Source organism: Arenibacter sp. 6A1, assembly GCF_012272855.1.
GTDB lineage: Bacteria > Bacteroidota > Bacteroidia > Flavobacteriales > Flavobacteriaceae > Arenibacter.
Window position 1 is genome coordinate 76,000 of the sequence record NZ_JAAXCQ010000021.1, and the last position, 20,008, is coordinate 96,007.

10 protein-coding genes are annotated in these 20,008 nt (G+C 39.2%); 9 read left to right on the forward strand and 1 reads right to left on the reverse strand.

Going from position 1 to position 20,008, the window contains the following annotated elements:
- Window positions 1-21 precede the first annotated feature (21 nt).
- The 5 genes from rplJ (at window position 22) to HCG49_RS16230 (ending at window position 9,683) form a co-directional block, all read left to right on the forward strand.
- Window positions 22-537, forward strand: coding sequence for a 50S ribosomal protein L10 (rplJ, locus tag HCG49_RS16210; protein ID WP_072764666.1), 516 nt, complete (start codon window positions 22-24; stop codon window positions 535-537).
- Window positions 538-591: 54 nt separating this feature from the next.
- Window positions 592-969 (forward strand): 50S ribosomal protein L7/L12, encoded by a 378-nt coding sequence (gene rplL / locus HCG49_RS16215; RefSeq protein WP_168470568.1) that lies wholly within the window; start codon window positions 592-594, stop codon window positions 967-969.
- 134 nt (window positions 970-1,103) lie between these two features.
- The gene (gene rpoB / locus HCG49_RS16220) at window positions 1,104-4,913 is read left to right on the forward strand and encodes a DNA-directed RNA polymerase subunit beta (RefSeq protein ID WP_168470569.1); all 3,810 of its coding nucleotides are present in this window, start codon (window positions 1,104-1,106) and stop codon (window positions 4,911-4,913) included.
- Between the two features lie 62 nt (window positions 4,914-4,975).
- Complete coding sequence (gene rpoC, locus HCG49_RS16225) at window positions 4,976-9,274, forward strand: DNA-directed RNA polymerase subunit beta' (protein ID WP_168470570.1); 4,299 nt, start codon at window positions 4,976-4,978, stop codon at window positions 9,272-9,274.
- Window positions 9,275-9,371: 97 nt separating this feature from the next.
- On the forward strand, window positions 9,372-9,683 hold the full coding sequence (locus tag HCG49_RS16230; protein WP_072764662.1) for a DUF3467 domain-containing protein: 312 nt from the start codon (window positions 9,372-9,374) through the stop codon (window positions 9,681-9,683).
- A 78-nt stretch (window positions 9,684-9,761) separates the two neighbouring features.
- Here HCG49_RS16230 and HCG49_RS16235 read toward each other — a convergent pair whose 3' ends face one another.
- Window positions 9,762-11,351 carry a peptide chain release factor 3 gene (locus tag HCG49_RS16235; RefSeq protein ID WP_072764661.1) on the reverse strand — a complete coding sequence of 530 codons (1,590 nt, stop codon included), beginning with the start codon at window positions 11,349-11,351 and terminating at the stop codon, window positions 9,762-9,764.
- A gap of 390 nt (window positions 11,352-11,741) precedes the next feature.
- Between HCG49_RS16235 and HCG49_RS16240 the strand changes: the two genes are divergently transcribed.
- The 4 genes from HCG49_RS16240 to HCG49_RS16255 all read left to right on the forward strand — a co-directional run bounded on the left by HCG49_RS16240 (window position 11,742) and on the right by HCG49_RS16255 (window position 19,905).
- Window positions 11,742-12,695 (forward strand): type IX secretion system membrane protein PorP/SprF, encoded by a 954-nt coding sequence (locus tag HCG49_RS16240; protein WP_168470571.1) that lies wholly within the window; start codon window positions 11,742-11,744, stop codon window positions 12,693-12,695.
- Between the two features lie 237 nt (window positions 12,696-12,932).
- Window positions 12,933-14,573, forward strand: a complete 1,641-nt coding sequence (locus HCG49_RS16245) for a hypothetical protein (protein ID WP_168470572.1) — start codon at window positions 12,933-12,935, stop codon at window positions 14,571-14,573.
- 298 nt (window positions 14,574-14,871) lie between these two features.
- Window positions 14,872-17,286: an Ig-like domain-containing protein gene (locus HCG49_RS18770; protein WP_168470573.1), complete on the forward strand. Its 2,415-nt coding sequence runs from the start codon at window positions 14,872-14,874 to the stop codon at window positions 17,284-17,286.
- Window positions 17,287-17,634: 348 nt separating this feature from the next.
- On the forward strand, window positions 17,635-19,905 hold the full coding sequence (locus HCG49_RS16255) for a GEVED domain-containing protein (protein WP_168470574.1): 2,271 nt from the start codon (window positions 17,635-17,637) through the stop codon (window positions 19,903-19,905).
- Window positions 19,906-20,008 lie beyond the last annotated feature (103 nt).

The window sequence follows — 20,008 nt, forward strand, 5'->3', positions numbered from 1 at the left end:
TGGTAGTTTAAAGTTTTTAATATGACAAGAGAAGATAAATTAAACGTTATAGAGGATTTAACTGCGCAGTTAGCTGATAGTCCTTCTATATATTTGGCAGACATTTCTGGATTAAACGCGGATGCTACATCGGCTTTAAGAAAGGCTTGTTTTAAGGCAGATATTAGATTGGCCGTGGTTAAAAATACCTTGCTTGCAAAAGCAATGGAGGCTTCAGAAAAAGATTTCGGTGAGCTTCCAGAGGTGTTAAAGGGGAGTACTTCTTTAATGTTTTCAGAAACAGGAAACGCCCCTGCTAAGCTGATCAAAGCTTTTAGAAAAAAGGCTGAGAAGCCTTTGTTGAAAGGAGCTTATATCGCTGAAGCAATTTACATTGGTGATGATCAATTGGATGCCTTAGTAAGCATCAAGTCTAAAGAAGAAATGATTGGTGAGGTTATTGGATTATTACAGTCTCCAGCCAAGAATGTTATTTCTGGACTTAAATCTGGTGGTGGAAAAATCGCCGGAATTCTTAAGACATTATCAGAAAGATAATACGTACGCACTACAAACAATTATATTTTAAAAATTTTATTAAACGATAGAAAAATGGCAGAATTAAAAGATTTCGCAGAACAATTAGTTAACCTTACAGTAAAAGAAGTAAATGAGTTAGCTGCTATATTAAAAGAAGAGTACGGTATCGAGCCTGCTGCTGCTGCTGTTGCAGTTGCTGCTGGTGGAGCTGCTGACGGTGGTGAAGCTGCTGCTGAGCAAACTGAATTTGATGTTATTTTGAAAGCTGCTGGAGCTTCTAAATTAGCTGTAGTTAAATTGGTTAAAGAATTAACTGGTTTAGGTTTGAAAGAAGCTAAAGATATCGTTGATAGCGCACCAAAAGCTATTAAAGAAGGTATCTCTAAGGACGAAGCTGAAGGTATTAAAAATTCTTTGGAAGAAGCTGGAGCTGAAGTTGAGCTTAAATAATAGCTACAACCATAATAATTTTGGTTTAGGTCTTTCTGCATTTTTGTAGCTAGACCTAAGCCTATTTATATATATCGTGTATTTAGGAGTACACAACCCAATTATAGTATTCACGATCAAAATTTTGTCCATAGATGTTCACAAATCAGACTGAAAGAATAAGTTTCGCATCCGCTAAGAACACGCCGAATTATCCGGATTTCTTGGACATTCAGATTAAATCATTTCAAGATTTTTTCCAACTTGAAACTAAATCTGACGAAAGGGGCAATGAGGGGTTGTACAACACCTTCATGGAAAACTTTCCAATTACAGACACCAGGAACCAGTTCGTATTAGAATTTTTAGACTATTTCATTGATCCACCGAGATACTCCATCCAAGAATGTATTGAGCGTGGACTTACGTATAGTGTTCCATTAAAAGCAAGATTAAAATTATATTGTACAGATCCAGAACACGAGGATTTTGAGACCATTGTACAGGATGTTTACCTAGGAACTATTCCTTACATGACTCCAAGTGGTACCTTCGTTATCAATGGAGCTGAGCGTGTTGTAGTTTCTCAATTACACCGTTCCCCAGGGGTTTTCTTTGGCCAATCTTTTCACGCCAACGGAACCAAGTTGTATTCTGCAAGAGTAATACCTTTTAAAGGTTCTTGGATAGAATTTGCAACAGATATCAATGGCGTAATGTACGCTTATATTGATAGAAAGAAAAAATTACCAGTAACAACCTTATTTAGAGCTATCGGCTTTGAAAGAGATAAGGATATATTGGAAATCTTTGACCTTTCGGAAGAAATTAAAGTTTCTAACGCAGGGTTGAAAAAAGTGCTAGGCCGTAAATTGGCGGCAAGAGTATTGAATACTTGGCACGAAGATTTTGTGGATGAGGATACAGGTGAAGTTGTTTCTATTGAAAGAAACGAAATTATTCTAGATCGTGATACCGTTTTAGAAAAAGATCATATCGCAGAGATAATTGATGCCGATGTGAAAACTATTCTTTTACATAAAGAGAATAATGCACAAAGTGATTATGCAATTATTCATAATACCCTTCAAAAAGATCCAACAAACTCTGAAAAAGAAGCTGTTGAACATATCTATCGTCAGTTGCGTAACGCAGAACCGCCAGATGAGGAAACTGCACGTGGTATTATAGATAAATTGTTCTTCTCTGATCAACGTTACAACTTAGGTGAAGTTGGTCGTTACAGAATGAACAAAAAACTTGGTTTGGATATTGGAATGGACAAACAAGTCTTAACCAAGGAAGATATCATTACCATTATAAAATATTTGATCGAGTTAATTAACTCTAAGGCCGAGATTGATGATATTGACCACCTTTCTAACCGTAGAGTTAGAACCGTAGGGGAGCAGTTGTCTCAACAATTCGGTGTGGGGCTTGCTCGTATGGCCAGAACCATTCGTGAGCGTATGAACGTTCGTGATAACGAGGTGTTTACACCTATCGATTTAATTAATGCAAAGACCTTGTCTTCTGTTATTAATTCTTTCTTTGGTACCAACCAGTTATCTCAGTTCATGGATCAAACCAATCCATTGGCCGAAATTACACATAAGAGAAGATTGTCAGCATTAGGACCAGGTGGTCTTTCAAGAGAAAGAGCCGGTTTCGAAGTGCGAGATGTTCACTATACTCACTACGGTAGACTTTGTCCTATCGAAACACCGGAAGGACCGAACATTGGTCTTATTTCTTCTTTATCTGTGTTTGCTAAAGTAGACCCAATGGGCTTCTTGGAAACACCATACCGTAAAGTAGAAAACGGAAAAGTGGATTTAGAGAATTATGCATACCTAAGTGCAGAGGAAGAAGAAGGAATGAAAATTGCCCAGGCAAACATTCCTATGGAAGAAGATGGTACTATTACTGCAGAAAAGGTTATTGCTAGAGATGAAGGGGATTTCCCAGTTTTGGATCCAGCAGAAATTAATTATACCGATGTTGCTCCTAATCAAATTGCTTCTATTTCGGCATCTTTAATTCCATTCTTGGAGCATGATGATGCTAACCGTGCTTTGATGGGATCGAACATGATGCGTCAGGCAGTTCCATTATTAAAACCAGAATCGCCGATCGTTGGTACTGGATTGGAACGTCAGGTAGCTTCAGATTCAAGAGTATTGATCAACGCTGAAGGTAATGGGGTTATTGAATATGTAGATTCTCAGAAAATTACTATTAAATACGACCGTACCGAAGAAGAGCGTTTGGTAAGTTTTGAAGAAGATTCCAAGACGTACGATTTGGTGAAGTTTAGAAAAACAAACCAAGGGACAAGTATTAACCTTAAGCCTATTGTTAGAAAAGGCGATAGAGTTAATAAAGGTCAAGTACTTTGTGAAGGATATGCAACGGAAAAAGGTGAATTGGCCTTAGGAAGAAACTTGGTAGTGGCCTTTATGCCTTGGAAAGGGTATAACTTTGAGGATGCTATCGTAATTTCTGAAAAGGTTGTTCGCGAAGATATATTTACTTCTATCCACGTAGATGAGTACGCTTTGGAAGTTAGGGATACTAAGTTGGGGGCTGAAGAGTTGACCAATGATATTCCAAACGTTTCTGAGGAAGCTACTAAAGACTTGGACGAATACGGTATGATCCGTATTGGGGCAGAAGTAAAACCTGGTGATATTTTAATAGGTAAGATTACTCCAAAAGGGGAATCAGATCCTACACCAGAAGAAAAATTATTACGTGCCATCTTCGGTGATAAAGCCGGTGATGTGAAAGATGCTTCTCTAAAAGCTTCTCCTTCTTTAAGAGGAGTTGTTATTGATAAGAAATTGTTCTCGCGTTCTATAAAAGATAAGCGTAAGCGTTCTGAAGATAAAGAAGCTATTTCTAAATTGGAGTTGGAGTACGAAGTAAAATTCCAACAACTAAAAGATGTATTGGTAGAGAAGTTATTTACCCTTATCAATGGAAAAACATCTCAAGGCGTTCTGAACGATCTTGGCGAAGAAGTTCTTCCAAAAGGTAAGAAGTACAGTATGAAAATGCTTAACGCTGTAGACGATTTTGCCCATTTAGTTGGTGGAAGTTGGACAACAGATAAGGATTGTAATACTTTAGTAGCAGATCTATTACATAACTATAAGATAAAGTTAAACGACCTTCAAGGAAACCTAAGAAGAGACAAGTTTACAATATCTGTAGGAGATGAATTGCCAGCTGGTATTATGAAATTGGCAAAAGTTTACATAGCTAAAAAACGTAAACTAAAGGTTGGTGATAAAATGGCAGGACGTCACGGAAACAAAGGTATCGTTTCTAGAATTGTACGTCATGAGGATATGCCGTTCTTGGCAGACGGAACACCTGTAGATATCGTATTGAATCCACTAGGGGTACCATCTCGTATGAACATTGGTCAGATTTATGAAACTGTTCTTGGTTGGGCAGGTCTTAAATTAGGGAAGAAGTATGCAACGCCAATTTTTGACGGGGCTACCTTGGAACAGATCAATAACTATACCGATGAGGCCGGAATTCCTAGGTTTGGTCATACCTACCTACACGATGGTGGTACTGGTCAACGTTTTGATCAGCCTGCAACTGTAGGGGTTATCTATATGCTTAAATTAGGGCATATGGTCGACGATAAGATGCACGCTCGTTCTATAGGACCATACTCATTGATTACGCAGCAGCCATTGGGTGGTAAAGCCCAGTTTGGTGGTCAGCGTTTTGGGGAAATGGAAGTTTGGGCCTTGGAAGCATATGGTGCCTCGGCAACCCTAAGGGAAATATTAACGGTGAAGTCGGATGATGTTATTGGTAGAGCAAAAACATATGAGGCAATCGTTAAGGGAGAAACCATGCCAGAACCTGGTTTACCAGAATCTTTCAACGTATTAATGCACGAACTTAAGGGATTAGGTTTAGACATTAGATTGGAAGAATAACAAGAATAGGTTTTGAACACTATTCCTAACATATACAATTAAATTAGTATCAGAATATAGTTATGGCTAGACTAAAAGATAATAATACCATAAAAAGGTTTGATAAAATTTCCATCGGTTTGGCTTCTCCAGAATCTATTTTGGCAGAGTCAAGAGGTGAGGTTTTGAAACCTGAAACTATTAACTATAGAACGCACAAACCTGAGCGTGATGGTCTTTTTTGTGAGCGTATCTTTGGTCCTGTAAAGGATTATGAGTGTGCCTGTGGAAAATATAAGAGAATCCGTTACCGCGGTATCGTTTGTGATCGTTGTGGGGTAGAGGTAACAGAGAAAAAGGTACGTAGAGACAGAGTAGGACACATTAATTTGGTGGTTCCTGTAGCTCATATCTGGTATTTCCGTTCCCTGCCAAATAAAATCGGTTACCTTTTAGGTTTGCCTTCCAAGAAATTGGATATGATCATTTACTACGAACGTTATGTAGTAATTCAGCCAGGTGTAGCCAAAGGTCCTGAAGGTGAAGAAATCCAGAAAATGGATTTCTTGACCGAAGAGGAGTACCTAAATATTTTAGAGACTATTCCTCAGGATAACCAGTATTTAGACGATACGGATCCAAATAAGTTTATTGCTAAGATGGGGGCAGAATGCCTTATCGATCTATTGGCAAGAATAGACTTAAGCGATTTGTCTTACGAACTAAGACACAAAGCAAATACCGAAACGTCTAAACAACGTAAGACAGAGGCTTTAAAAAGACTTCAAGTAGTTGAAGCCTTAAGAGAGTCTCAAGAAAATAGAGAAAACAGACCAGATTGGATGATCATGAAAGTGATCCCTGTAATTCCACCAGAATTACGTCCTTTGGTACCATTAGATGGTGGTCGTTTCGCTACATCGGATTTAAATGACCTTTATAGAAGGGTTATTATCAGAAACAACCGTTTAAAGCGTTTGGTAGAGATAAAAGCTCCTGAAGTGATTCTTAGAAATGAGAAACGTATGCTTCAAGAAGCAGTGGATTCTCTTTTTGATAATACACGTAAAGCATCGGCAGTTAAAACCGAATCTAACAGACCTTTAAAGTCACTTTCAGATTCATTAAAAGGTAAACAAGGTCGTTTCCGTCAAAACCTATTGGGTAAACGTGTAGATTATTCTGCGCGTTCGGTAATCGTCGTTGGACCGGAAATGAAATTGTTCGAATGTGGTTTGCCTAAAGATATGGCTGCTGAACTGTACAAACCTTTTGTGATCCGTAAGTTGATCGAAAGAGGAATTGTAAAAACGGTAAAGTCTGCTAAGAAAATTATAGACAAAAAAGAACCGGTAGTATGGGATATTTTAGAGAACGTCCTAAAAGGACATCCTGTATTGCTAAACCGTGCTCCTACATTGCACCGTTTGGGTATTCAAGCGTTCCAGCCAAAACTTATTGAAGGAAAGGCGATCCGTTTACACCCATTGGTATGTACCGCATTTAACGCGGATTTTGATGGGGATCAGATGGCGGTTCACCTTCCATTAGGACCAGAGGCTATTTTGGAAGCCCAACTTTTAATGTTGGCTTCTCACAATATCTTGAACCCTGCAAATGGATCTCCTATTACCGTACCTTCTCAGGATATGGTCTTGGGTCTGTATTATATGACTAAGGAAAGAAAGTCTACACCAGAAGTACCTGTTAGAGGGGAAGGGTTAACGTTCTATTCTTATGAAGAGGTAGTGATTGCCTTCAACGAAGGAAGATTACACTTGAATGCCGGCGTTAAAGTAAGAGCAAAAGATTTCAACGAAGCAGGAGAGCTTGTGTACCAAGTGATACCTACAACCGTTGGTAGAGTGTTGTTTAACATGGTTGTACCAGAGGCAGCAGGATATATCAACGATGTATTGAACAAGAAATCTTTAAGAGATATTATTGGTAATATTTTAAATGTTACCGATGTTCCTACAACGGCTGAGTTTTTGGATAAGATTAAAACTATGGGGTACGAGTTCGCTTTCAAAGGTGGATTGTCCTTTAGTTTAGGTGATATTATTATCCCGCCAGAAAAGCATGAAATGATTGCCGATGCTAACGGACAGGTTGAAGGTATTATGGCCAACTATAACATGGGGCTTATTACTAACAACGAACGTTACAACCAGGTGATTGATGTTTGGACATCTACCAATGCCATGTTGACCGAGTTGGCTATGAAACGTATTCGTGAAGACCAACAAGGATTTAACTCTGTGTATATGATGTTGGATTCTGGAGCAAGGGGATCTAAAGAACAGATCCGTCAGCTTACCGGTATGCGTGGATTGATGGCGAAACCGAAAAAATCGACCGCAGGAGGTGGAGAAATTATTGAAAACCCGATTTTATCGAACTTTAAAGAGGGACTTTCAATTTTGGAATACTTTATTTCTACTCACGGTGCGCGTAAAGGTCTTGCGGATACTGCGTTAAAAACGGCAGATGCAGGATACCTAACCCGTAGATTGGTAGACGTTTCCCAAGATGTGATTATCAATACTGAGGACTGTGGTACCCTAAGAGGTATTCAGGTGGAAGCACTTAGGAAAAATGAAGAGATTGTTGAATCCTTAGGGGAAAGAATATTAGGTAGGGTTTCTTTACATGATGTGTACGATCCGATTTCAGAAGAGTTATTGCTGAAAGCTGGTCAGGAAATCATGGAGAGCGATGTGAAGAAGATTACAGCTTCTCCTGTCGAAAAAATAGAAGTGCGTTCAGCATTGACCTGTGAGGCCTCTAAAGGTATCTGTGGTAAATGTTATGGTAGAAACCTTTCGACCAATAAAATGGTTCAAAGAGGGGAAGCCGTAGGGGTTGTGGCAGCACAATCAATTGGAGAACCAGGAACACAGTTGACATTGCGTACTTTCCACGTGGGAGGTATTGCAGGGAACATTTCCGAAGATAGCAAGCTAGAGGCTAAATTCTCAGGTATTGCAGAGATTGAAGATTTAAGGACCGTTACTAGCTTAGATGCAGAAGGTAACAATGCTGAAATCGTTATTTCTAGAACTTCTGAAATAAAAATTGTTGATGCTAAGACAGGAATTACCTTAAGTACAAATAACATTCCTTACGGTTCTCAATTGTTCATCAAAAATGGTGATAAAGTTGAAAAAGGGAAGGTAGTTTGTTCTTGGGATCCTTATAACGGTGTAATCGTTTCAGAATTCCCTGGTAAAATTGCTTACGAAAATATTGAGCAAGGTGTTACTTATCAAGTTGAAATCGATGAGCAGACCGGATTCCAAGAGAAAGTAATTTCTGAATCAAGGAACAAGAAACTTATCCCAACATTATTGATTAAAAACAATAATGACGAGGTGTTGCGTTCATACAACTTGCCTGTTGGTTCTCACATCATGGTTGATGATGGCGATAAAATTAAAGAAGGTAAAATTTTGGTTAAAATACCACGTAAATCTGCCAAGTCTGGAGATATTACAGGGGGTCTACCAAGAGTTACTGAATTGTTTGAAGCGCGTAACCCATCTAACCCAGCGGTGGTTTCTGAAATTGACGGAGTTGTTTCCTTCGGAAAAATTAAACGTGGTAACCGCGAAATCATTATCGAGTCTAAATTGGGCGAGGTTAAAAAGTATTTGGTGAAATTATCAAATCAAGTCCTTGTACAAGAAAATGATTATGTACGTGCAGGTATGCCATTATCCGATGGTTCTATTACGCCAGAAGATATCCTTAGAATTAAAGGGCCATCTGCTGTACAGCAGTACTTGGTAAATGAAGTGCAAGAAGTATATCGTTTGCAAGGGGTGAAAATTAATGATAAACATTTTGAAGTTGTAGTACGTCAGATGATGCGTAAAGTACGTATTCAAGATCCGGGAGATACTATTTTCTTAGAGAATCAATTGATTCATAAAGACGATTTCATCAGAGAAAATGATGAGATGTTTGGTAAGAAAGTGGTCGAGGATGCTGGAGAGTCTACGAATCTTAAGCCAGGTCAAATTATCACTTCACGTGAATTAAGAGATGAGAATTCTATCTTGAAACGTTCCGATAAGAATTTGGTATCGGCTAGAGATGCAGTAGCAGCAACAGCAACGCCAATTCTACAAGGTATTACACGTGCATCCTTACAGACGAAATCGTTTATATCGGCTGCATCGTTCCAAGAGACAACTAAAGTATTAAACGAAGCCGCAGTAAATGGTAAAGTAGATACTTTGGAAGGATTGAAAGAAAATGTAATCGTAGGACACAAAATACCAGCAGGTACTGGTATGAGAGAATATGATAATATCATTGTCGGTTCTAAAGAAGAATACGACGAGATAATGGCTCGTAAAGAGGAATTGAAATTCTAAATATTAAAAACCTCGGTGATCATCACCGAGGTTTTTTTTTATAAGCATACCATTATATTAAGGTTGTTTTAATATTTTAGTAACTTAAACTATTACAATGAGCGATAAAAAATCAGAACAACAGCAGATCAATATCGAATTGGATGAGAAGACTGCCGAGGGAATTTATTCTAACTTGGCAATTATCAACCATTCGGTATCCGAATTTGTGGTAGACTTTATAAGTTTAATGCCCGGGGCGCCAAAGGCTAAGGTGAAGAGTAGAATTGTACTTACTCCGCAACATGCCAAAAAGTTTTTAAAAGCGCTGAGCGATAACGTTCAACGTTTTGAGAATGCCCATGGAACCATAAAAGATTATGAACAACCTCCGATTCCAATGAATTTTGGACCCACTGGTGAAGCATAATAAAAAGCCCCATGAATATTAATTCATGGGGCTTTTTACCTTTTGTACCTGCCTTAATTAGGCAATTCAAAACAACTACTATTCAAATTCCGAGGTGAAATGAAGCGTTACATTCGGATATTTTTGTTGTGTCATTTGTAAAGAAAATTGAGAATCGGCAAGAAATACCAATTGCTTTCTTTTATCCATGGCTAAAAACTTTTGTTTTACCCTTTTAAACTCTTTAAACTCTTCACTGTTTTTATCCTTTGCCTGTACCCAACAAGCCTTGTAAACAGGGAAATTCTCGTAGGTGCATTTGGCGCCATATTCGTGCTCCAATCGATATTGGATGACCTCGAACTGAAGGGCTCCTACAGTACCGATAACCTTTCTTCCGTTCATCTCTAGCGTAAATAACTGGGCAACACCTTCGTCCATAAGTTGGTCAATACCCTTGTAAAGCTGTTTGGATTTTAAAGGATCGGCATTGTTTATATATCTAAAATGCTCCGGAGAGAAACTAGGAATTCCTTTGTAATTTAATATTTCGCCCTCTGTAAGAGTATCTCCGATTTTAAAGTTACCGGTATCGTGTAATCCTACAATGTCTCCTGGATAAGAAATGTCAACAATCTCCTTTTTCTCTGCAAAGAAGGCATTTGGACTTGAAAATTTAAACTTTTTGCCTTGGCGAACATGTAAATAAGGTTTGTTCCTTTCAAAGGTTCCCGATACAATTTTTATAAAAGCAAGTCTATCTCTGTGTTTCGGGTCCATATTGGCATGGATCTTAAATACAAACCCTGTCAATGCAGTTTCATTGGCTTGTACCGTGCGTTCTTCGGCTGCTTTGGCCCTTGGAGAAGGCGCTATGTCAATAAAACAATCCAATAGTTCTCTGACACCGAAATTGTTCAGTGCCGAGCCAAAAAATACAGGTTGCTGCTTGGCTGCCAAATAACTTTCCTTATCAAAGTCTGGGTAAACACCTTTCACCAATTCTATATTATCTCGTAGATCGGCGGCTGCTTTGGTCCCTATGATGTTTTCTAGTTCTGGGCTATCTATATCATCAAAAGCAATTGTTTCTTCAATATTCTTTTTACTGTCCCCACTAAATAGATTTATATTTTTCTCGTAGATATTATATATCCCCTTAAAATCGTATCCCATTCCTATCGGAAAACTAAGAGGACTAACAGATAAGCCTAGTTTTTGTTCTACTTCATCCAAAAGATCGAAGGCATCTTTTCCTTCCCTATCTAGTTTGTTTATAAAAACAATCATGGGAATGTTACGCATGCGACAGACTTCCACCAATTTTTCGGTTTGTTCCTCAACACCTTTGGCAACATCTATAACTACAATAACACTATCTACCGCGGTAAGCGTCCTAAAGGTATCCTCTGCAAAATCTTTGTGCCCGGGGGTATCTAGAATGTTAATTTTTTTGTCCTTATAAAGAAAAGCTAAAACAGAAGTAGCTACAGAGATCCCTCTTTGTCTCTCAATCTCCATAAAGTCACTGGTAGCTCCCTTTTTTATTTTATTGTTTTTTACTGCACCAGCCTCCTGAATAGCACCTCCAAACAATAATAGTTTTTCGGTTAGGGTGGTTTTACCGGCATCTGGATGCGATATGATGCCGAAAGTTCTTCTTCTTTCTATTTCTGTCTTGAAACTCATTCATCAATGATTTCCGCAAAAATAATGTAAATAAATCTTCTTGAAGGCCCTAAATACTTTAAATATCACCAAATAATGGAATTTATATAGTTGTAAAAATAGCACCAAAGGGAGAGGAATACATTTTTTTATGGAGTGCTAAAAGGGGCCAGGATGGAAGCCTTATATGGACCGTAAAACCTTTAATATGTAAACCATTGAATGAGTTGTATGGGGAGGCAGACAATTGGTGCTTGTAAATATTCATATCGTTCGGCAATACAAAAGGGTGTTATAGCGTTTAAAAGAATAATTACCTGTTAGCCGAGTTTTTGCTATAACTTTCTAAGTAATAGAGAATAGCATGAAACTCGCTATGGTTCTTTTTAATAAACAATTTAGCTATTTTAAATGAGACATCAAAGGAGGTCCTTACTGTTGGTTTTGTTGCTTTGTACCGTTTTTTCTGGGCTTTATGCACAACAAGATGCTCAATTTACGCAGTATATGTTTAATACTATCAGTATTAATCCTGCCTATGCCGGGTCTAGAGGCCAATTGAGCATTGCAGGGCTATATCGTTCACAATGGGTGGGCGTAGAAGGAGCTCCAAAAACCCAAACTATAAACCTGCATGCTCCTATAAGGGACAGTAAGCTGGGATATGGAATATCTATTGTAAACGATGAAATAGGGAATGGCGTGGTGCAAGAGACGTACCTAGACGCTATGATCTCGTATAGCATAGAAGTGTCACTAGAGGGAAAACTGTCCTTTGGACTAAAAGCAAGTGCCAATATTCTAAACCTGGATTTTAACGGATTGAAAAATTATGAGTCCGAAAATGTGCAAGGAGATAATATAGATAACAAGGTGTCGCCAAACTTTGGGGTTGGACTGTATTACCATACCGATACATTTTATGCAGGCCTGTCTGTTCCCAATCTGATAGAAACCAAACATTTTGATAATTCACAAAGAAATGCGAAGGACACTCAGTTCCTGGCCGCAGAACGAATCAACTTTTATATGATTACCGGCTATGTATTTGACCTAGAAGGTGGTTTTAAATTTAAACCCGCCTTATTGACAAAGGTAGTTGGTGGTGCCCCTTTGCAACTAGATGTTTCTGCCAATTTTCTGTATAATGAAAAGTTTAGCTTTGGGGCTGCCTATAGATGGGATGCTGCTGTAAGTGGGATGGTAGGTTTCCAAATTAGCGACCAATTTATGATTGGTTTAGCATATGACAGAGAAACAACAGCCTTGGGAAATACCCAATTTAATGATGGCTCTTTTGAGGTGTTTTTAAGATTTGAAGTAGAAAAGTCCATCCGAAGAATAAGGTCAAGACGTTTCTTTTAAAAGGATATCCATTTGACTGCCTTTTTATGGATAAGGAAATAGCCAAATATAATACTCTCCTATTGTGGTTTGGCATATACAAAAGTCCCTTTGACTAGGGGATAGAGAACATTCACAACATTAAATTTTAATTCTTTTAGAAATTCTATACTTTCCGGTATTAATCTATTTGTTGTTAACTATTAGGAAGTTGTTGGTAATAGCTAACAAGAACCAGAAAAATAAGTACATGGGTCTATGTGTTTAAAGCATAAATTAAAATGTTTTGTAATATTAGTATTTTCCTTTTTGGTAGGACTCCCTGTATTTGCACAGGTTACCGGTGATTACAGATCCAAGGCAACCGGTAACTGGAATAGCCCCAGTACTTGGCAATTCTTTAATGGTGCCTCATGGGTGAATGCCACGTCATATCCCGGCCAAAACAGTAATGTGGCTACGGTAACTATTGGGAGTGATAATACGGTGACATTAAACACTAATATAACATCCTATACCATAAACCAGCTTATCATTGGAGATGAATCGGGGGGCAAGGACACTTTATCACTGCCGGATAATGGGGATTTTACAGTCAATATTATGTTGGTCGCTGTGCAAAGTGACGGTATTCTCTCCTGGGTAAAGAATGCGGATCTTCATTTGCCCAATGGGGCAATGATTTACAATAACGGAGGAAAGATTACAACGAACAACAATTGTAATGCTTCGCAAAACATTTTTATTGGGAACAGTAAATTCTCAAACTGTAACGGAAAGGGAGGTTCTGACTACTCTTTTGATGATATAGAAGGGGCCTTGCCCCCGCCAAGCAGTAATGGGGATATTACCGAATGTGCAGAAAATCCCATCCAAACCTTAACGGCTTCCGCCACGCCGCCCTCGGGTGCCCATGTGGTGTGGTATACCGCTACCAGTGGTGGATCTTCAGTTTCTCCAACTTTAAGTACGGTAGGAAATGTTACCTATTATGGAGAAAGTGTCGATAATTCAGATTCCAATCGAAGAAGTCTTTTTAGAACTCCGGTGAAACTTACCATTCATCCAAGGCCTATTATTGCAGTCACTCGTTCTCCAGAGTGTAATTTGCTTTTTACGAATTACTCACTAGAGGTTACCGTGAGTTCGGGAACTGTAACCAGCACCGCAGGTACGGTGACCAATACCGCGGGCAATGTTTGGGATATTGCCAATGTGCCCTCGGGAACCAATATTGTAGTAACAGTGACCGATGCCAATAGTTGTACCGAACAACTCCCGGTAACCGCACCTAATTGCACTTGTCCATTGGTAAATGACCCTAGCAGCGACGGTAACAAATTTTATTGTGCCGGAGATACCGTTCCCTCTATAACAGCATCGGTTGATTTTGGAGATACAGTAGATTGGTATGATTCGGCCAGTGGTGGAAACTTACTGCTCTTGGGAAATACAACATACCAACCGGCCGGACCTGGGACCTATTATGCCGAAGCAAGAAATACGATTTCCAATTGTATAAGTGGGGCCAGAACCGCTATTACAGTTATACAAAACGCTCCCTCCTCCGTTTCTATTAATGCCGATGAAACTGTTTTTGTGGGCGGGAATGCTATTTTTACTATAACTTCTACCAATGCAGATACCTATCAATGGCAAGTCAGTACAGATGGGGGAACCGTCTTCAATACTATTGGTGATGGAATGGAATACGCCGGAACACAATCAACTGCCTTAACCGTCAAGACTGCCGGTGTTAATAAAAATGGATACAGGTATCGCGTTCTGGCTTCAAAGTCGGGATCTAGTTGCCCGGCAACAACTTCTGCTTCCGCTTTGTTAACGGTAAAAGTAGAAACCGTTATTACTAACAGAAGAATTAGCCATAGAGTCTTTTAAATAAATAGGGCTCGCTATTAGTTTTTGAGTAGCTATCAAACTTCTATATAGCCGATTTACGTGGCAAGGACTTACCCTGAATTTTAATAAGGCTTATTCGTCACGGATATGACTAATATGTTGTTTACACTTCATAAAACAAGCTTTTTGCAACAATTAATTTGCCGTGATCGTAGGTGGACTAACTTTGTATTTATAATCATTAAATCATGGTGATTAACCAATATAACAATTTCAAATGCATTCCTTTAAACGTAACATCTTTGTTTATCTGATTATATGGGCTTTGTTTTTATCTGTGAATCAAATTTGTGCCCAAATAGGAGTAGGTGCAAATTTTGGGATAGAAGCCGATGTGTATTCAGGAGATGCAATATCTGGACTCTCTACCGACGACTGGTTTTATAACGGAAGTTCTGGCGCAGGAGTTGTAGATGAAGCCACAGCTATCACTATGGGCTATAAAGCACAACTGATGGCTAATCAAAATATAGCTTTCGATTTACGACAAAGCATCCCCAATTACGCCACAAATGGAGGGTACATCTGGTATAGTACCCGATATGGACGGGATTACGTAAATATATCTTCTCCAGATCTTACAACATTTACAGGAGGTAAGAACGGGGATAACCCCAATACATCATGGCCGATAGGTTCAGGTCAGGTGCCCGATAAATCAGATATCGTGGATGCAGGGGTACATATGAGAAGAAACGGAATAAATGTCACTGATGACCTATGGGTGAATTTGATGATATCGACCTTGTCTTCTTCTGGTAGTCACTTTATAGATTTTGAGTTATTTGTATCCGAATTACAGACCACCAGTAATGGATTCACCAATTCGGGGCCACAAGAAGGACATACAGCCTGGGTTTTCGATTCAAGTGGAAATGTAATCACTATTGGGGATATGATTATAGGGTTTTCTTTTGGGGGATCGGGAGTTTCTGGTTTAGAAGTAAGGCTTTGGGTAGATAGGAAAGTCCATAAACCTGGAACTTCACCGGGAGGCACTTCTACCTTTACCTGGGGAAATAACATAGACGGAGGAAGTACCTACGGATACGCACAAATCGTCGTTCCTCCTGGCGCCTTATTAAGTAATGTAAACAGCCTTCTTGCTAAAACCGGACCGCCTTGGGGAACCGCAGATACTAAAGGTTATGTAAACAATTATGGTAGGGGAGTTTTTGCGGAAGTTGGTGTGAATTTTACCAAATTAGGATTTGACCCACGAGCGCTATTTGGAAATGGTGCGGCCTGCGATTCACCTTTTAGTGCGGTGTTGGCAAAATCTAGAACTTCGGAATCGTTCACTTCCGCTCTTAAAGATTTTGCCGGGCCTTATGCGTTTTTGGGTTCTGCCGAAGGGACTCAGGTAAATACCACTTTAGTCGATCCCGGAGATTTCGATTCTTGTGTTACGGGAGAAACCTTAACCCTGAAGGCAGAGTTTATTTCGACTTCCTCGGAATATGTTTGGTATTCACTAACACCCGGAGTGGTTTTTCCAGCCAATGGGCTTTCACAAATATCCGGAGTAGGAATGGATGAGGTTGTTATAGATACTATGGGAGACTATCAATTGGGGATAGCACCTTTGTTAGGGTGTACCCCGGCAACCGACCCGACAGATATTATTAGTATTCGTGCAAAACCATGTGCCTTTGCCGATAGCTATAATGTTACAGAAAATATCAGCTTAAACGTGGCAGCAAGTGGATTGATAGGAAATGATACCGATGACGATAGCAATGATACCCTAACCGTAACGACTATTCCTGTGGTAGATGTTTCTAATGGGACCCTTAACTTAGCCTCTGATGGTAGCTTTACCTACCTGCCAAATCCTGGATTTACAGGAGTAGATACTTTTACATATCAGGTATGCGATTTTTTTGGTTTATGTGATACAGCAGTGGTTAGCCTTGTTGTGTTTGCAGATTTTGATGGAGATGGAATTATTGATATTGATGATTTGGATGATGACAATGACGGTATCCTAGATACTACAGAGTCCAATGGTATAGATCCCAGTGCGGATCATGATGGTGATGGGATTCCTAATTATAGAGATCCTGACTTTTGTACTTTAAATATCCATGGCGTCTGTGAAAACCTGGATCCAGATGGAGATGGGATTCCTAATCACTTAGATTTGGACAGTGACGGCGATGGTTGTAACGATGTGACTGAAGCCGGATTTACAGATGCTAACGGTGATGGTATATTAGGAGATTTAGCGACAACGGTCGATGCTAATGGACTTGTTATCGGAACCAACGTTTCAGATGGCTATACCACTCCCAAAGATGGTGATAACAATAGTATTTATGACTTCTTGGAAGTCGGGCAAGCTGCTGTTATTACAATGCAGCCAACTGATACTAATGTGTTAGATGGCGCTGATACTTCTTTTACAATTACCGCTACTTCGGCAATAACTTATCAATGGCAGATAAGTACCGATGGAGGCAGTTCCTTTTCTAATCTATCCAATGGAGGGAAATACTCCGGTAGTGATACCGCTACACTTCAAATAAACTCGGTTCAATTAGCTATGAATAGCTATCAGTTTAGAGTAATTGTTTCTAATGACGCCTTTAATTGTGATCCTACGGATACCACTGTTCCTGCATATTTAAAAGTAGTAGTTAGGTCGGTAATTACCAATAAAAGAATTACCCATAGGGTTGGAATGAATTAGTGCTTAAATTCTTTTACCGTCCCTATATAAAACACTCCTTTTTATTTCTTTAATAGCCATTTTAGAGGTGGGCTAAATACATAAATAATCGAGCAATGACCACAAAATAGGGAAAGGTTTTAAGATAGGCTACCCTTGAAAAATTACGTTTTACACTATAGAATAGGGCATACACAACATTTTATTTAACAAATCATTAAGAAGTTTGACCTTGTGTTAAAAGACTATGATGGTGTACTGGCCATTTATAAAACCTTCAAATGCGAATTAATATTTTCGTTGATGAGGATTTTATTTCAGAAAAGACGGCAACGAATCTTTTACAGTAGTATAGTTCAAAAGCAATATATGAAACGAACCGTCAAAAAACGTATTTTAAAGGAGCAATGTATAATGTCTATGAAAACATTGCTCCTTCTAGTTCTTTTAATAATATCTAACGCTGCTTTTGCTCAGTTAGATCCATTACCTTCAATAGTGCCTAATCCCAATAGAGGTTTGCCCTTATTGTATAGTATTGCAGATAATAGATCGGAATTGTATTTTGTAGCACCAGATCCAATGGCATCGCCACTTCCAAGTCCGACCTTTATAAATATAACCTTTGGAGGGACACCCATCACTTTCTCTGGAGAAGGAGGAGGATATAGGTCCATTGATAGGATGGTATATGTTTTTCAAGGTCGAAATAGTAATGCAACATCAGATTTATATGCGATAGATCCCTCAACAGGAATAACAACCTTAGCCAAATCTGATATTGTTCCTGGCCACGTGGAAGGGGCAGAGTTTTATATAAACAATGTAACGGGTGAAGAGGTTTTAGTGGTTGTTCATCGAAATGGTACTAGTGGAGGATCTCATCAAATAATGGCCATTAATCCAAATGCTAATGGGACGAACCCGGCCTGGTCGCCTTATGCTGGTTACCCTAAAAACATTTCTGGGGATAGAACAACAGCAGATGGTATTTCTTGGGACCCTGTTTCTTCTAATTTTTATATCCAAAATGATGATACCGTAGATTATTATACCATCGATATTGCAACTGGGGTAACCACTTATGCCTTTAGGACTTCTTTGGCAGTAGACGGGGAGGGTATTACCTATGCCAGTGATGGGGAAAATTATATTGAAGATGAGGGGCAAGCGGGGCAAGGTCGAAAAATATTTAAGGTTGACATTACTACTGGAAACCTTATTCCCGTAGCAGAACTAGGAAGTACGGGCGATGTGGAATCTATTATGGGGAATTTAGGCGTCCGTAACGATGCTGGTGATGCTCCTTCAACCTATGGGTATGCCGCACATATATTACCCGTTCTTGTAGCGACACCTGTTTCCATTTATCTAGGGAATATCGCCCCAGACAGCGAAGATCCCTTTGTTAATTTTAGTACCGGTTCTAGTGACGATAACAATGGTGACGATGAAGATGGCGTAACCAGTGGAGGAATCGATTTTAATGGACAGCTCTTAGATTTAGGAAGCACTAAGGTTATAGATATAATTACTAACGGTGCAGGTGTTCTAAACGCTTGGATCGATTTTAACAGGGATGGCGATTTTGATGACATAGGAGAACAAATCGCCTCCGATGTAGCTCCTAGTGGAGGTAGTATTACACTAAATGTTGCAGTGCCAGCAACGGCAAGTATAGGGACTTCCTATGCCCGGTTTAGATTTTCTTCGGATACCGGATTGCCACCGGGCAATTCTGAGGCAAGTAATGGGGAAGTTGAAGATTACCAAGTGATTTTTAGGGACAATATAAGTTGTGGTCCTGGATATACCATGACAGAATCCATAAGTTATACTCAAGTTTATGCGACATCGGTTACTACTGATGACAGTGTAAATAATGCTAGTAACTCCCTGGGTAATAATGACAGTACTACGGCAAGATTTAATAATGATAACGACGAATTGATTCTTGAAATGGGGGAAGAGATCAATAAGGGAGATGCCGTAACAGTCAATGGTCCTGATGAAGATGTTTTTGATATTTGGGTTTCCTCTAGTGCTACGGGGCCTTGGACACAGGTAGGAAATGCTGCCGCTTTGGATTATACTTTCTCCTCGCCATTTAATTGGTTGTATATAAGACTTAAAAGAGGATCAGGAGGAGATAATCATATCAGTTATATCGAAGCTGATAAATCTATTTCTACTTATAACTGTGCTCCAGATAATGATGGAGACGGCATTCCCGACAGAACCGATTTGGATGACGATAACGATGGAATTCCTGACGATCTTGAGTTAAGCACCATTATTAGTAATTCCCAACCTTCTTGTGGAGGGGAAACAACCCTCGATTTTAGCGCTGCGGCTACCTTGGTATCTGGTACAGCCTTGACCCAAGGTGCCGTGTATAGGATACCGAATATAACAGCAGGAACAGACGCCCTCATTACTATTGCCAAAACCGTAAATGCGACCGTGGCCAACTTGGATAACAATAGTACGGAGCCCGCTGCTTTTAAACCGCAAACGGCTTTTAATTTTGCCAATGTAGGAGATAGGGGGTATATAGAATACAAAATTGATTTTGTAAATTCTGGTGGGTCCACCCCTGTGATTATCAATAAATTCTTTATGAACTTTAACGATATTTAGCCATCCCCCGTTTTTTTAATTGAGCATTAAATTGAGTTGCCCTATATTTTTTTCAGGTTCGGTATTTTGAATTTTCCATCTACTTTTTACCGGCATGAGTAAA

What these genes read in the sequence shown, in the direction of transcription:
- HCG49_RS16245 (WP_168470572.1), top strand. Translation starts at nt 12,933, where the DNA reads ATGTGTTTAAAGCATAAATTAAAATGTTTTGTAATATTAGTATTTTCC.
- HCG49_RS16240 (WP_168470571.1), top strand. Translation starts at nt 11,742, where the DNA reads ATGAGACATCAAAGGAGGTCCTTACTGTTGGTTTTGTTGCTTTGTACC.
- HCG49_RS16255 (WP_168470574.1), top strand. Translation starts at nt 17,635, where the DNA reads ATGAAACGAACCGTCAAAAAACGTATTTTAAAGGAGCAATGTATAATG.
- HCG49_RS16230 (WP_072764662.1), top strand. Translation starts at nt 9,372, where the DNA reads ATGAGCGATAAAAAATCAGAACAACAGCAGATCAATATCGAATTGGAT.
- HCG49_RS16235 (WP_072764661.1), bottom strand. Translation starts at nt 11,351, where the DNA reads ATGAGTTTCAAGACAGAAATAGAAAGAAGAAGAACTTTCGGCATCATA.
- rpoC (WP_168470570.1), top strand. Translation starts at nt 4,976, where the DNA reads ATGGCTAGACTAAAAGATAATAATACCATAAAAAGGTTTGATAAAATT.
- rplL (WP_168470568.1), top strand. Translation starts at nt 592, where the DNA reads ATGGCAGAATTAAAAGATTTCGCAGAACAATTAGTTAACCTTACAGTA.
- rpoB (WP_168470569.1), top strand. Translation starts at nt 1,104, where the DNA reads ATGTTCACAAATCAGACTGAAAGAATAAGTTTCGCATCCGCTAAGAAC.
- rplJ (WP_072764666.1), top strand. Translation starts at nt 22, where the DNA reads ATGACAAGAGAAGATAAATTAAACGTTATAGAGGATTTAACTGCGCAG.